At 75.9% G+C, this 13,884-nt stretch carries 15 protein-coding genes; 2 read left to right on the forward strand and 13 right to left on the reverse strand.

Annotation, left to right across the window (positions count from 1 at the left end):
• Nucleotides 1-162: 162 nt before the first annotated feature.
• The 8 genes from ACI8AA_RS05095 to rpsP all read right to left on the reverse strand — a co-directional run bounded on the left by ACI8AA_RS05095 (nt 163) and on the right by rpsP (nt 5,174).
• On the reverse strand, nt 163-888 hold the full coding sequence (locus ACI8AA_RS05095; RefSeq protein ID WP_457043431.1) for a LuxR C-terminal-related transcriptional regulator: 726 nt from the start codon (nt 886-888) through the stop codon (nt 163-165).
• A gap of 245 nt (nt 889-1,133) precedes the next feature.
• Nucleotides 1,134-2,039, reverse strand: a complete 906-nt coding sequence (lepB, locus tag ACI8AA_RS05100) for a signal peptidase I (RefSeq protein ID WP_457043432.1) — start codon at nt 2,037-2,039, stop codon at nt 1,134-1,136.
• 87 nt (nt 2,040-2,126) lie between these two features.
• The gene (gene rplS, locus ACI8AA_RS05105) at nt 2,127-2,483 is read right to left on the reverse strand and encodes a 50S ribosomal protein L19 (RefSeq protein WP_387993438.1); all 357 of its coding nucleotides are present in this window, start codon (nt 2,481-2,483) and stop codon (nt 2,127-2,129) included.
• A 182-nt stretch (nt 2,484-2,665) separates the two neighbouring features.
• Complete coding sequence (locus ACI8AA_RS05110) at nt 2,666-3,181, reverse strand: NUDIX hydrolase (protein ID WP_457043433.1); 516 nt, start codon at nt 3,179-3,181, stop codon at nt 2,666-2,668.
• Nucleotides 3,174-3,917 (reverse strand): tRNA (guanosine(37)-N1)-methyltransferase TrmD, encoded by a 744-nt coding sequence (gene trmD, locus ACI8AA_RS05115; RefSeq protein ID WP_457043434.1) that lies wholly within the window; start codon nt 3,915-3,917, stop codon nt 3,174-3,176. Before trmD ends, ACI8AA_RS05110 begins: the two co-directional genes overlap by 8 nt.
• Nucleotides 3,914-4,444 carry a ribosome maturation factor RimM gene (gene rimM, locus ACI8AA_RS05120; protein ID WP_456929882.1) on the reverse strand — a complete coding sequence of 177 codons (531 nt, stop codon included), beginning with the start codon at nt 4,442-4,444 and terminating at the stop codon, nt 3,914-3,916. The genes trmD and rimM overlap by 4 nt, the downstream gene beginning before the upstream one ends.
• 10 nt (nt 4,445-4,454) lie before the next feature.
• Nucleotides 4,455-4,691 carry an RNA-binding protein gene (locus tag ACI8AA_RS05125; RefSeq protein WP_387993447.1) on the reverse strand — a complete coding sequence of 79 codons (237 nt, stop codon included), beginning with the start codon at nt 4,689-4,691 and terminating at the stop codon, nt 4,455-4,457.
• Between the two features lie 3 nt (nt 4,692-4,694).
• Nucleotides 4,695-5,174, reverse strand: coding sequence for a 30S ribosomal protein S16 (rpsP, locus tag ACI8AA_RS05130; RefSeq protein WP_457043435.1), 480 nt, complete (start codon nt 5,172-5,174; stop codon nt 4,695-4,697).
• 158 nt (nt 5,175-5,332) lie between these two features.
• On the opposite strand from rpsP, the gene ACI8AA_RS05135 reads away from it, so the two are divergent.
• On the forward strand, nt 5,333-5,734 hold the full coding sequence (locus tag ACI8AA_RS05135) for a VOC family protein (RefSeq protein ID WP_457043436.1): 402 nt from the start codon (nt 5,333-5,335) through the stop codon (nt 5,732-5,734).
• Here ACI8AA_RS05135 and ACI8AA_RS05140 read toward each other — a convergent pair.
• Nucleotides 5,701-7,467 carry a proline--tRNA ligase gene (locus ACI8AA_RS05140; RefSeq protein WP_457043437.1) on the reverse strand — a complete coding sequence of 589 codons (1,767 nt, stop codon included), beginning with the start codon at nt 7,465-7,467 and terminating at the stop codon, nt 5,701-5,703. The two genes, ACI8AA_RS05135 and ACI8AA_RS05140, sit on opposite strands and share 34 nt — an antisense overlap.
• 156 nt (nt 7,468-7,623) lie before the next feature.
• Here ACI8AA_RS05140 and ACI8AA_RS05145 point away from each other — a divergent pair, with 156 nt between their 5' ends.
• Nucleotides 7,624-8,187, forward strand: a complete 564-nt coding sequence (locus ACI8AA_RS05145) for a hypothetical protein (RefSeq protein WP_457043438.1) — start codon at nt 7,624-7,626, stop codon at nt 8,185-8,187.
• Between the two features lie 215 nt (nt 8,188-8,402).
• On the opposite strand, the gene ACI8AA_RS05150 is transcribed toward ACI8AA_RS05145, so the two are convergent.
• From ACI8AA_RS05150 to ACI8AA_RS05165, 4 genes are all read right to left on the reverse strand, one after another.
• Nucleotides 8,403-9,488, reverse strand: a complete 1,086-nt coding sequence (locus ACI8AA_RS05150; protein WP_457043439.1) for an amidohydrolase family protein — start codon at nt 9,486-9,488, stop codon at nt 8,403-8,405.
• Nucleotides 9,485-11,056 (reverse strand): signal recognition particle protein, encoded by a 1,572-nt coding sequence (gene ffh, locus ACI8AA_RS05155; protein WP_457043440.1) that lies wholly within the window; start codon nt 11,054-11,056, stop codon nt 9,485-9,487. The genes ACI8AA_RS05150 and ffh overlap by 4 nt, the downstream gene beginning before the upstream one ends.
• A 93-nt stretch (nt 11,057-11,149) precedes the next feature.
• Nucleotides 11,150-11,356, reverse strand: coding sequence for a hypothetical protein (locus ACI8AA_RS05160; protein WP_457043441.1), 207 nt, complete (start codon nt 11,354-11,356; stop codon nt 11,150-11,152).
• Nucleotides 11,357-11,444: 88 nt separating this feature from the next.
• Nucleotides 11,445-13,811: a [protein-PII] uridylyltransferase gene (locus ACI8AA_RS05165; protein WP_457043442.1), complete on the reverse strand. Its 2,367-nt coding sequence runs from the start codon at nt 13,809-13,811 to the stop codon at nt 11,445-11,447.
• Nucleotides 13,812-13,884: the final 73 nt, after the last annotated feature.

The following is a 13,884-nucleotide window of genomic DNA, read 5'->3' on the forward strand; positions in this document are numbered from 1 at the left end:
CCGGGGGGGGCGCGGGCGGGGGGGCGACCCGCGGCGCCCCCCCCCCCCCCCGCCCGCCCCCCCCCCCCCCCCCCCCCCCCCCGCCCCCCCCCGCCCCCCCCCCCCCCCCCCGGCCGGGGGGCGCCGGACCCGGCGCGGTGCTGCCGGGTCCGGGCGCCGGGATCAGACCTCGGCCGGAGCCGGGGCGGGGACGGTCAGCGCGTGGGCACCGCAGGTGCAGCTGCCCGACGAGCGGGAGGACAGGACCAGCGAGACGGCGTGCGCGCGGTCGCGGGCGCCGAGCTTGCGCAGGATCGCCTTCACGTGCGACTTGACGGTGTCCTCGCTGATGAAGAGGTTGCGGCCGATCTGCCGGTTGGACTGGCCCTGCAGCAGCTCGTCGAGGACGTCCTGCTCGCGGCGGGTGAGCGGCACCTCCGGGGTGAGCGGCTTGCCGGCCGGCGGGGCGGTGGCCCCCTCGACCCGGCGGATCTGCGGGTCGACGACGGTGCGGCCGGCGCGGGCGGCCAGGATCGCCCAGCCGAGCAGCGTCGGCGAGGTGTTGAGCATCAGGTAGCCGCGGACACCGGCGGCGACCGCCTCGTTGACCACGGCCGGGTCCTCGGAGGTGGCGAGGGCGACGACGGCGACCCGCGGGAAGCGGCGGCGCAGGTCGCGGACGACGTTGAGGGTGGCGGCGCGGCCGGCGCCCATCTCGACGACCACGGCGTCGGGCCGGGCGGTCTCGACGAGGGTCAGGGCGCGGCGCAGCTCGCCGGGGGTGCCCACCGACTGCATGCCGGCGGTCTCGTTGATCATGCTGACCAGGCCGCGCCGCAGGACGGGGGCGTCGGCGAGGAGGAGCACGCGGGCGACGCCTCGGGTAGCGCTCGCCAGGGGTGCGGACACGACTTTCTCCATTTCGGTGGACCGGGTTGCTCTCGACTACTCCATCGGGATGAATGGTGCGGTCCTTGAACACTTCCTGAGGATTTTTTCCACGATCCATATTGGTAGCGCTCGTCACAGGAGAAACCGAAAAGGTGACCGTCTCCCATTTGTCGACATGGGGACGCCGATACCGGGAATGGCGCACGAAAGACGACGGCGCCGTCCCTCGGGGAGGGACGGCGCCGTCGGGAGGCGGGCGGAGGTCAGTCCGGGGGCGCGCGGCGCAGCCGGCGCCGGTGGTTCCACACCGCGACCGGCAGTGCGCCGACGAGGCCCGCGCTCAGCGGGAGCACCCGGCCGACCGCGCCCGCGGCGGCGGCCGCCTCCGTGCCCTGGATGTCCGGGGAGTCCAGCGTGCCGAACCGGGACACCGGCCAGACGATGAGCGCGGCCTTGCCGATCACGTCGTCGACGGCGACGGTGCCGCCGTACCGGTCGCCGACGTGCGAGCGGGAGTCGGCCGAGGCCGACCGGTGGTCCCCCATGACCCACAGCCGGCCCTCCGGCACGGTGACGGGGCCGAAGGCGCGGGACTCCAGCGGGGTGTCCTCGTAGATGTAGGGCTCGTCGAGCGGCTCGCCGTCGACGGTCACCCGGCCCTCGGCGTCGCAGCACTGCACGGTCTGCCCGCCCACGGCGATGACCCGCTTGACGTAGTCGTCCTCGCTCGGCGGCGCCACGCCGACGGCCCGGCCCAGCCACAGCAGCCCGCCGGTGAACCAGTTGGTGGGCTCGGAGACCTCGACCTCGGGCGTCCAGGTGTCCGGCCCCTCGAAGACGACGATGTCGCCGGGCTCGGGGTCGCCGAACCAGTACGGGACCTTGTTGACCAGGACGCGGTCCCCGGTGCAGCCGGTGCAGCCGTGCAGCGTCTGCTCCATCGACCCGGAGGGGATGAAGAAGGCCTGCGCCAGGAAGGTCTTCACCAGCAGCGCGAGCACGAAGGCCACCAGCAGCAGCACGGGCAGCTCGCGCAGCAGCGAGCCCTTGTTCTCCGGCTCGTCCCGCCGCCGCCAGGTGCGGCGACGGCCACCGGCGTCCGGCCGCTCGGGCGTGGGGTCGTCCCCCGGGACGACGTCGGCGGGCCCTCCGGACCGATCGCTGCTCATCAGGAGCCAGCGTACGGCCGCGGAGGACCCGCCGTGGTCAGGCCGGGTCGGACCGGCCCGGAGTCGTCCGGCCGGAGCCGGGGACGGTCAGCGCGCGACGGTCTCGCGACGCTCCTTGATCTTGGCGGCCTTGCCGCGCAGCTCGCGCAGGTAGTAGAGCTTGGCCCGGCGGACGTCACCGCGGGTCAGCACCTCGATCTTCTCGACGACCGGGGTGTGCACCGGGAAGGTGCGCTCGACGCCCACACCGAAGCTGACCTTGCGGACGGTGAAGGTCTCGCGGATCCCGCCGCCCTGGCGCCGGATCACGACGCCCTGGAAGACCTGGATCCGCGAGCGGTTGCCCTCGACGACGCGGACGTGCACCTTGACGGTGTCCCCGGGGCGGAACTCGGGGATGTCGTCGCGCAGCGAGTCGGCGTCGAGTACGTCCAGGGTGTTCATCGCGGCATTCCTCGGTCTCAGCGTTGGCTCGTCGTCGGCCCGGGCATCGGGGTGCCCCACGCTCCGGACCAGGTGGCTGCGACTCCGGGAGGAGTGCCCGTCGGCGGCGCCTCCGGTCTGCAGCGACTCTCTACTGTGCCACACGGTCGCCACCCTGCCGAGCGCGGGCCGGGCGGAAGCGGTCAGTCGACCACGCGGGGTGGCCGGCGCCACGGCCCGGCCAGCAGCTCGGGCAGCACGCCGGCGAGCTCGCGGGGAGCGAACTCCACGTCCGCGGCGGCGATCTCGGCGGCGGTCCACCAGCGATGCGGCTCCTCCCCCAGCAGCTCCAGCTCGGTGCGGCCGGTGGCGTCCACCTCGTGGACGACGTCGCGCAGGACGAAGAAGGTCTCCCGCGAGTCGACCTGCACGCCGGCGAACGGCCCGACGTGCCGCCGGAACCACACCGGGCCCTCCAGCGCCGCAGGGTCGACGACCAGGCCGATCTCCTCGGCCAGCTCGCGAGCGGCGGCCTCGCGGACGCTCTCGCCGTCCTCCACTCCCCCGCCGGGCGTGTACCAGAACAGCACGTCGCCGGGCGGGACGGCCGGGTCGGTCAGCCGGGCGCCGAGCAGCAGCACCCGCCCGTCAGGGTCGAGGACGACGACCCGCGCCGTCGGGCGGACCACCGCCGGGGCGACCTCCGCGCGCTCAGGCACCGTCGAGGACCGCGCGGTCGGCGGGCGACAGGGCGTCCCCGGGCAGCGCGGCCAGCAGGTCGGGACGCCGGGTCGCGGTCCGCCGCAGCGACTCCGCGCGGCGCCAGCGGGCGATCGCGGCGTGGTCGCCGGACAGCAGCACCGGCGGGACGTCCAGCCCGCGCCAGGACGCCGGACGGGTGTAGGAGGGGCCCTCGAGCAGCCCGTCGGCGTGCGAGTCGAACTCGACCGACTCGCGGTTGCCGACGACGCCGGGGATCAGCCGGGTGACCGCCTCGACCATCACCAGCACCGCGGACTCGCCGCCGGCGAGCACGTAGTCGCCGATCGAGACCTCCGACACCGGCCCGGCCGCGGCGGCCCACTCGGCCACCCGCTGGTCGATGCCCTCGTAGCGGCCGCAGGCGAACACCAGCCCGGGCTCGGCGGCCCACTCGGCGGCGACGGCCTGGGTGAACGGGCGCCCGGCGGGCGTGGGCACCACCAGCCGGGTGCCCGGCGGGCGGACGGCCTCCAGGGCGCGCGCCCACGGCTCGGGGCGCATGACCATGCCGGGGCCGCCGCCGTAGGGGGCGTCGTCGACGGTGCGGTGGACGTCGTCGGTCCACTGCCGCAGGTCGTGCACGCCGACGGAGACCAGGCCGCGCTCGGCGGCCTTCCCGAGCAGCGACTGGCGCAGCGGCGCCAGGTACTCGGGGAAGATCGTGACGACGTCGATCCGGAAGGCGTCGCTCACAGGTCGAGCAGCCCCTCGGGCGGGTCGACGACGACGAACCCGCCGGGCACGTCGACCGTCGGCACGATGGCCGTGACGAACGGCACCAGCAGCTCGCCGCCGTCGGGGCGCGCGACGACCAGCAGGTCCGCGCCCTCGTGGCGGACCGCGGTGACCTCGCCCAGCGGCGTGCCGTCGGTCAGCCGGGCGGCCAGGCCGACGAGCTGGTGGTCGTAGAAGGCGTCGGGGTCCTCCAGCGCCGGCAGGTCGGCGACCGGGACCTCGAGCAGGGTGTCGCGGAGGGTCTCGACGGCCTCGCGGCTGTCGTAGCCCTCGAACGCGAGCAGCAGCACCTCGCGGTGCCAGCGGGCGCCGGCGACGGTCAGCGGACCCCGCCCGGCGGGGACGGTGCGCAGGACGGCGCCGGGGCGGAAGCGCTCACCGGGGTCGTCGGTGCGGACCTCGACGGTGGCCTCACCACGGACACCGTGGGGCCGGCCGATGCGGCCGACCACCACGGTGTCGGTGGAGGAGTTCTGCGCGTCCAAGCCGCGCGGCTCAGCGCCCGTCGGTGTCGACGACGTCGACCCGCAGGCCGCGGCCGCCGACGCCGGTCATGACGGTGCGCAGCGCCTTGGCGGTGCGCCCGCCGCGACCGATCACCTTACCGAGGTCGTCGGGGTGGACCCGGACCTCGAGGGTCTTGCCGCGACGGCCGCCGACCAGGTCGACGGTGACGTCGCGCGGGTGGTCGACGATGCCCTTGACCAGGTGCTCGAGCGCCTCTTCGAGCACGTCTTACTCGGCGGGCGTCGTGGTGGCGCCGGCGGCCGGGCCCTCGCCACCGGCACCGGCGGCCTCGGCCACCGTGGCGGCGGCGTCGTCGGCCTTGGGAGCGGCCTTCCTCTTCGGGGTGGTCGCACCGGCGGCCGGCTCCTCGCCGGCGCTGCGGACGGCCTCCTCGTAGAGGGCCTTGCGGTCGGGCTTGGGGGCGGCGACCTTCATGGGCGGCGGGGCCGGCTCGCCCTTGAACTTCTGCCAGTCACCGGTCACGCGGAGGATGGCCGCGACCGGCTCGGTCGGCTGCGCGCCGACACCCAGCCAGTACTGCGCGCGCTCGCTGTCGACCTCGATGAAGGAGGGCTCCTCCTTCGGGTGGTACTTGCCGATCGTCTCGATGACGCGGCCCTCGCGCTTGGTGCGCGAGTCGGCGACGACGATGCGGTAGTACGGAGCACGCATCTTGCCCAGACGCATGAGCTTGATCTTGGTGGCCACGGTGGCTCGGAATCTCCTCGAACGCTGTTCGTCGGTGCTCGCCGGACGGACGCGTGGGGTTACGCCGGGGCGGAGCCAGGGACACGGCCGGCGTCGGTGAGAGGGCCGCACACCGCCGTGTTCGACCGACCATGATGCCAGATGCCGGGAGGCGTGCCATGACCAGCCGGGGTCTGCTGCACCACGTCGAGCTGTGGGTGCCCGACCTGGCCCGCGCCGAGCGCTCGTGGGGCTGGCTGCTCACCGCGCTGGGTGCGGCGCTCTACCAGTCGTGGGAGCACGGCCGGTCCTGGCGGCTCGGCGACGTCTACGTCGTCGTCGAGCGGTCGCCGGACCTCGCCGCGGACACCCACGAGCGCCGCCGGCCCGGCCTCAACCACCTCGCGTTCTGGGCCGGCACCGCTGACGACCTCGACGCCCTGGTGGCCGCGGCGCCGGCGCACGGGTGGCGGCTGCTGTTCGCCGACCGCCACCCGTTCGCCGGCGGCCCGCAGCACCGGGCGGCCTACCTCGAGGACGCCGACGGCTACGAGGTCGAGCTGGTCTCCGACCGGACCTGAGCGAGCACGGCCGCGGCGGCGTCGGCCACCGGCACCTCGGACCGCTCGCCCGTCGGCCGGTCGCGCAGCTCGACGACGCCGTCGGCGAGCCCGCGGCCGACGGTCAGGATGGTCGGCATCCCGAGCAGCTCGGCGTCCTTGAACTTCACCCCGGGCGACACCTTCGGCCGGTCGTCGTAGAGCACGGTCAGCCCGGCGGCGACCAGCTCGTCGGACAGCGCCTCCGCGGCCTCGAACACCGCGGCGTCCTTGCCGGTGGCGACGACGTGCACGTCGGCCGGGGCGATCTCGCGCGGCCAGACCAGGCCCAGCTCGTCGTGGGTGGACTCGGCGATCGCGGCGACGGCGCGGGAGACGCCGATGCCGTAGGAGCCCATGGTGACCGTGACGAGCTTGCCGTTCTCGTCGAGCACCTGGAGGCCGAGGGCGTCGGCGTACTTGCGGCCGAGCTGGAAGATGTGCCCGATCTCCACGCCGCGGGCGAGCTCCAGCGGGCCCGAGCCGTCGGGCGCCGGGTCGCCGGGCAGCACCTCGGCGGCCTCGACGGTGCCGTCCCAGGAGAAGTCGCGGCCGGCCACCAGGTCGAACACGTGCTTGCCCGGCTCGTTGGCGCCGGTGATCCAGCGGGTGCCGGGGACGACGCGGGGGTCGACGAGGTAGCGGATGCCCGACTCGCTGTCCTTCCCGAGCACCTGCGGGCCGATGTAGCCCTTGACCAGCGCCGGGTGCGCCTCGAAGTCGGTGAACGGCTCCACCTCGGCCGGCGCCACCTGCGCCTCGAGCCGCTTGGCGTCGACCTCGCGGTCACCGGGGATGCCGATCACCAGCGGCTCCCGCGTGCCGTCGGGGTGCACGAGCGTGACGACGACGTTCTTCAGCGTGGAGGCGGCCGTGTACCCGGCGTCGGGGAACAGCTCCCGCGCGACGGCGACCAGCGTCTCGATCGTCGGGGTGTCGGGGGTGTCCTCGACGTGCGCCTCGGGCAGGCCCTCGATCGGCAGCGGCTCGGGGACGACGGTGCTGACCGCCTCGACGTTGGCCGCGTAGCCGCCGGCCGAGCGGACGAAGGTGTCCTCGCCGATCTCGGTCGGGTGCAGGAACTCCTCGCTCCTGGAGCCGCCCATCGCCCCGGACATCGCCGAGACGATCACGTACTCGAGGCCCAGCCGGTCGAAGATCCGGACGTAGGCGGCGCGGTGCGCGGCGTAGGAGGCGTCGAGGCCCGCGTCGTCGACGTCGAAGGAGTAGCTGTCCTTCATCGTGAACTCGCGGGTGCGGAACAGCCCGGCCCGGGGCCGCGCCTCGTCCCGGTACTTGGTCTGGATCTGGTACAGCGACAGGGGCAGGTCCTTGTAGGACGAGTACAGGTCCTTCACCAGGAGCGTGAACATCTCCTCGTGCGTGGGCCCGAGGAGGAAGTCCGCGCCCCGGCGGTCCTGCAGCCGGAAGAGGTTGGGGCCGTACTCGGTCCAGCGGTTGGTGGCCTCGTAGGGCTCGCGGGGCAGCAGCGCCGGGAAGTGCACCTCCTGCGCGCCCATCCGGTCCATCTCCTCGCGGACGACGCGCTCGACGTTGCGGAAGACCCGGTAGCCCAGCGGCAGCCAGGTGAAGCCGCCCGGCGCGGCCCGGCGGATGTAGCCGGCCCGCACGAGCAGGCGGTGGCTCGGGACCTCGGCGTCGGCCGGGTCGTCGCGCAGGGTGCGCAGGAACAGGGAGGACATCCGCAACAGCACGGCACGAGTCTCCCAGGGCGCGCGAACGGGTTGTGCCGCACGGTCAGCCGCGCGCAAGAGCGGCGCAAGCACCGGCCGCGACCGTCGTCCCCGGCGAGCCGCCGACCGGCGGCCTCTCCCCCGCCGAGACCCGGCTCGAGCTCCCTGGAGTCCCCCGTGCGCACGCCCCGCCGCCTGGCCACCGCCGTCCTCGCCCTCACCGCCGGCGCCTCGCTGGCCGCCTGCGCCACCGCGGTCAGCGGCTCGGCCACGCCCGTGTCGCGGTCCGCGGAGGCCTCGGCCGAGCCGGCCGCCCCGCCCGTGGAGGAGGCCGGGGAGACCGGGCCCGTGACCGACCCCGCGCCCGGGACCGGCAGCGTGCCCGCGGGCGACGACGACCTGCCGGTCCCCGGCGCCGGCGTCCCCGGCGACGAGGGCCTGTGCCAGGCGGTGGCCGGGTGGTTCGGCTACGTCGGCCTGTCGCTGATCTCGGTCGACGAGACCGGCTACGTCGACCCCGCCGGCGTCGTCCCGCTGCTCGAGGCCCTGCGCGACGCCCCGGCCGACCACCGGGACGCGAGCGCGCCCCTGCTCGCCGCCGCCGACGCCGTCTCCGCGGCCACCGGCGCCGCGATCGACGACGTGCGGGCCGGCGGCGACGTCATCACCGCGGTCACCGACCTGACCGGCCCGGTCACCGAGTTCGGCACCGCCTGCGCCGCGGCCGGCGTCGACGTCTGACCGGACCGCGGACCGCCCGGACGGCGCGCGGTCGCCGTCCGGGCGGGAGCGCTCAGTCGTCGGAGCCGTCGTCGTCGGAGCCGTGCCCGCCGCCGGAGCCGTGCCCGCCGCCGGAGTCGCCGGGGGTCGGGGTCACCGCTGGGGCGGACGGCTCGGCGCCGGCGGGGTGGTCGCCGTCGGCGCGGCTGGGGTGACCGCGCTCGAGCTCGGCGCCCCTAGCGGTACGCCCGGCCGCGCAGCACGGTGAGCCGCGGCCGGGTCAGGACGCCGAGGTCGGCGCGCGGGTCGGCGTCGTAGACCGTGAGGTCGGCCGGCGCGCCCTCCTCGATGCCGGGCAGGCCCAGCCAGGCCCGCGCGGACCACGACGCCGCGGCCAGCGCCGCCTCGGCGGGCAGGCCGGCGTCGCACAGCGCGCGGACCTCGTCGGCGATCCGGCCGTGCTCGATGCCGCCGCCGGCGTCGGTGCCGGCGAACACCGGCACGCCGGCCTCGAACGCCGCCCGCACCACCGCGCCCGACGACGCGTACAGCCGCCGCATCGTGCTCGCGTACGCGGGGAACCTCGCCTCCCCCGCCGCCGCGAAGCCGGGGAAGTTCTCCACGTTGACCAGCGTCGGGACGACGGCGGTGCCGCGCGCGGCCATCTCGCCGACCAGGTCCTCGGTGAGCCCGGTGCCGTGCTCGATGCAGTCGATGCCGGCGCGGATCAGGTCGGGCAGCGCGTCGGTGCCGAAGGTGTGCGCGGTGACCCGCGCGCCCTCCTCGTGCGCCGCCGCGATCGCCGCAGCCACGACGTCGGCCGGCCACTCGGGCGCGAGGTCGCCCACCGACCGGTCGATCCAGTCGCCGACCAGCTTCACCCAGCCGTCGCCGCGGCTGGCCTGCACCCGCACCTGCTCGACCAGCCCGGCCGGCTCCAGCTCGACGGCCAGCCCGGGGATGTAGCGCCGGGTCGCCGCCAGGTGCCGGCCGGCGCGGACGATCGTCGGCAGGTCGGGCTCGTCGTCCAGCGCCCGGGTGTCCACCGGCGAGCCGCAGTCGCGCAGCGCGAGCACCCCGGCGGCCCGCTCGGCCAGCGCCTGCTCGCGCAGCCCGGCGAGGTCCTCGACGGGGGCCCCGCCGCGGCCGATGCCGACGTGGCAGTGCGCGTCGACCAGGCCGGGCAGCAGCCAGCCGCCGCGGGAGACGGTCTCGGCGCCCGGGACGCGCTCGAAGGTGACCCGGCCGTCGCGGACCCACAGGTCGCGGTGCTCGCCCTCGGGGAGGACGACCCCGGACAGGTGCAGGGAGGGGGCGGTCACCGCCCGGGCCGCTCGTCCCCGAACTTGCTGAAGTCGAGCTTGGACAGGTCCGGCAGCGCCTGGCCCGGCGGCAGCGAGGGCATGCCGCCCGGCAGGCCGCCCGGGAAGCCGGCGCCCGGGGGCAGGCCCGGGGCGCCCATCGGCCGGCGGGCCGGGGCCTTGCCGCCGCCCTTGCCCTTCTTGCCCTTGCCCTTCTTCGAGGACTGGGCCTGCATCTGCCGGCCGCGGGCCTTCTTCGACATCGGGCCCATGCCCGGCAGGCCCATGCTGCCGGCCATCTGGCCCATCATCTTCTGGGCCTGCGCGAAGCGCTCCAGCAGCTGGTTGACCTCGGTGACCGTCACACCCGAGCCGTTGGCGATGCGCACCCGCCGCGACGCGTTGATGATCTTCGAGTCGACCCGCTCCTGCGGGGTCATCGAGCGGATGATCGCCGCGGTGCGGTCCAGGTCGCGGTCGTCGACCTGCTTGAGCTGCTCCTTCATCGCGCCCGCGCCGGGCAGCATGCCGAGCAGGTTGGCGATCGGGCCCATCTTGCGGATGGCCATCATCTGCTCGAGGAAGTCCTCGAGGGTGAAGCCCTCGCGGCTGACGAGCTTGCCGGCCATCTTCTCGGCCTGCTCGGCGTCGAAGGCCTGCTCGGCCTGCTCGATGAGGGTGAGCACGTCGCCCATGCCGAGGATGCGCGAGGCCATCCGCTCGGGGTGGAAGACGTCGAAGTCGGTGAGCTTCTCGCCGGTGGAGGCGAACATGATCGGCTGCCCGGTCACGTAGCGGACCGAGAGCGCGGCACCACCGCGGGCGTCGCCGTCGAGCTTGGTGAGCACGACGCCGGAGAAGCCGACGCCGTCGCGGAAGGCCTCGGCCGTGGTGACGGCGTCCTGGCCGATCATCGCGTCGACGACGAACAGCGTCTCGTCGGGCTGCACGGCGTCGCGGATGCCGGCGGCCTGCGCCATCAGCTCGGCGTCGATGCCCAGCCGGCCGGCGGTGTCGACGACGACGACGTCGTGCATCGTGCGGCGGGCGTGCTCGATCGAGTCGGCGGCCACCCGGATCGGGTCGCCGACGCCGTTGCCCGGCTCCGGCGCGTAGACGTCGACCCCGGCCTGGCCGGCGACGATCGTGAGCTGGTTGACCGCGTTGGGGCGCTGCAGGTCGCAGGCCACCAGCAGCGGGGTGTGCCCCTGGGACTTCAGCCAGCGGCCGAGCTTGCCGGCCAGCGTGGTCTTACCGGAGCCCTGGAGGCCGGCGAGCATGATCACCGTGGGCGAGGTCTTGGCGTAGCGCAGCCGCCGGGTCTCCCCGCCGAGGATCTCGATGAGCTCCTCGTTGACGATCTTGATGACCTGCTGGGCCGGGTTCAGCGCCTGCGACACCGCGGCACCGCGCGCCCGCTCCTTGATCGCGGCGATGAACGCGCGCACCACAGGCAGCGCGACGTCGGCCTCCAGCAGCGCGATGCGGATCTCGCGCGCGGTGGCGTCGATGTCGGCGTCGGTCAGCCGGCCCTTGCCGCGCAGGCCGGTGAAGACCTTGTCGAGGCGGTCGGAGAGAGTCTCGAACACGAGCAGTCCTCAGCAGTCACGGGCGCGGACGGGCCGCGCCACCTGACCCCAGGGTATCGAGCCGGGACATCGCGGCCCGGCCGTGCGCGCCGCTCAGGCCGCGCGCCGCACCGCCGCCCCGGCGACGACCTCGGGCCCGCCGACCACCAGTGCGCCGCCGCAGCCGGTGCAGGCCCACTCGGGGCACTCACCGCCGTCGTCGGTGTGCCCGTCGGCGCACGGCGGCTGCTCGAACAGGCGGTCCTCGCCGCAGTCCCGGCACGGCCAGGTCGGCAGGGCTGCGGTCTGCTGGACGGTCACGCGGGTCCCCCTCGGCGTCGGGTTGCGGGACCGGTCCGTCCCGCCTCGTCCCGACGGTCGCACGGGGCACCGACAGTCCCGGCCCGCCTCAGCCCGGCGTGTCGCCGCCGGTGCGTGCCGGGTCGGGGACGGCGCCGCGCGCCGCGGCCACCAGCGCCGCCTCGACGCGGGCCCGCTGCCCGGCGTCGATCGGGCAGCCGGTGGGGCTGCACACGTAGAAGTAGTCGGCGGCGTCGGCCCCGAGGGTCTCGATCCGCGCGGAGGTGACGTCGAGGCCCTCGGCGGCGAGCGCGGCGGTGAGCCGGTACAGCAGGCCCGCCCGGTCGCCGGCGCGCACCTCGACGATGCTGGTCGCCTCCCCGCTGACCTCCGAGTCGTGCCAGGAGATCCGCGGCGGCGCGGCCCGGGCGGCGTCCTGCCGGTAGTCGGCCTCCCGCTGGCGCAGCCGGTCGGCCAGCGGCAGCGTCCCCTCCAGGGCGGCACGGACGGCGTCGGCCAGGATCGTCGGCTGCGGCGCGCGGCCGAACCGCGGGCGGACGGCGAACACCGCGGTCGCCCGGCCCTCGACGACGTTCACCTTCGCCGCGCGGACGTCGAGCTGGTTGAGCGCGAGCACCCCGGCGAGCCGGCTGAACAGGCCGTGCGCGTCGGGCGCCCCGATGGTCACCTGCTGCCCGTCGGCGACGTCCTCGACGCCCACGGTGACCGCGCCGTCGCCGCCGGCCTGGGTGACCGTCGGCTCGGTGGGGTGCAGCACGGGGTCGGGCCCGTCGACCGGGGTGCCGCCGAGGTGCGCCTGCACGCGGGCCACCAGGTGGGCGACCAGGTGCGCCTTCCACGGCGACCACGCCGAGGTGCTGGTGGCCGCGCCGTCGGCCTGCGCCAGCGCGTGCAGCAGCTGCAGCACCTGGCCGTCCCGGCCGATGGTGTCGGCGACCCGCTCGATGGTGGCCGGGTCGTCGATGTCGCGGCGGGTGGCGGTGTCGGGCAGCAGCAGGTGGTGGCGGACCAGCGTGCCCACGGTGGCGACGTCGGCGGGCGCGAAGCCCATGCGCTCGGCCACGCCGGCGGCGATCGGCTCCCCGACGACGCTGTGGTCGCCGGGCCACCCCTTGCCGACGTCGTGCAGCAGCGCCGCGACCAGCAGCAGGTCGGGCCGGTCGACGTCGTGGGTGAGCTCGGCGGCGGCCGCGGCGGCCTCCACCAGGTGCCGGTCGACGGTGAACCGGTGCCACGGGTGGCGCTGCGGCAGCGACCGCACCTGGGCCCACTCGGGCAGCAGCCGGGTGAGCAGGCCCTCCTGGTCCAGCTGCTCGAGGACCGGCACCGCCGGGCGGCCGCTGGCCAGCAGCCGCAGGAACGACCAGCGGACCTCGGCCGGCCACGGCTCGGGCACCGGCGGCGAGTGCGCCGCGAGCACCTTGAGCGTGTAGGGCGACAGCAGCAGGTCGGCCCGGGCGGCGGCCGCGGCGCCGCGCAGCACGAGGCCGGGGTCGGCGGCCGGGCGGGCGTCGCGGGCGAGCACCACCTCGTCGCCCTGGCGGACCACGCCCTCGGCCAGCGGCTCGCGGCGCACCCGGCGGTAGCGGCCGCGCGGCCGCCGGACCAGCGCGGCCTCCACCCGCCGCCAGGTGTCGTCGGCGACGAAGGCCAGCCGGCGCCCGGCCAGGCTCACCTCGCGCAGCAGCACGTCCTCGTCGGCGAGACCGAGTGCGGCGGCGACCGGGCGCTGCTCCTGGCGCACGAGGACGTCGCTGGGCCGGCCCGAGCGGCGGCGCAGCTCGTCGCGGACGTCGAGCAGGAAGGAGTAGGCCGCCTCGGCCTCGGCGGACGGTTCGTCGCCGAGCTGGGCGGCGGCGACCGCGCGCAGCACCTGGCCCTCGCGCAGGCCGCCGTAGGCCTCCTTGAGGTCGGGCTCGAGCAGGAAGGCCAGCTCGCCGACCTGGCGGGCGCGGCCGCGGCGCAGGTCGCGCAGCTGCGGCAGCAGCCTCGACGCCGACTGCCGCCAGCTGGCCAGCGTGGCGGTCCGCAGCGACGCGGCCAGGGTCGCGTCACCCGCGACCAGCCGCGCGTCGAGCAGCCCGAGGCCGGCCTTCACGTCGCTGGAGGCCACCGACACGGCCTCGGCCACCGAGCGCACCGAGTGGTCCAGCCGCACGCCGGCGTCCCAGATCGGGTACCAGACGGCGTCGGCGAGGGCGGCGACCTCCGGCCGGCCGTCGTGGACCAGCACGAGGTCCAGGTCGCCGTGCGGGGGCGGCTCGCGCCGGCCGAGGCTCCCCACGGCCACGAGCGCGACGCCGTCGGTGCCGGTGCGCGGGGGCGGGCCACCGCGGCCCTGCCGCGGGGGCGGCGTGCCGGCCACGGCGTCGGCCAGCAGGCCGCCCAGCCAGGCGTCGAGCACCCGCACCCGCTCGGCGCGCGGCCGCTCGGGCAGCGACCCCAGGTCCGGCACGGTCTCCCCCTCGGTCAGCGGTTCGGGAACGGCGTCGGCCGGGGCGGTGGTCCTCCCACCACCCCGGCCGACG

Source organism: Geodermatophilus sp. SYSU D01180, from assembly GCF_054050415.1.

Coding starts and splice junctions, on each gene's coding strand:
- lepB (WP_457043432.1), bottom strand. CDS start 2,039: ATGAGCAGCGATCGGTCCGGAGGGCCCGCCGACGTCGTCCCGGGGGAC.
- rplS (WP_387993438.1), bottom strand. CDS start 2,483: ATGAACACCCTGGACGTACTCGACGCCGACTCGCTGCGCGACGACATC.
- ACI8AA_RS05135 (WP_457043436.1), top strand. CDS start 5,333: ATGACCAGCCGGGGTCTGCTGCACCACGTCGAGCTGTGGGTGCCCGAC.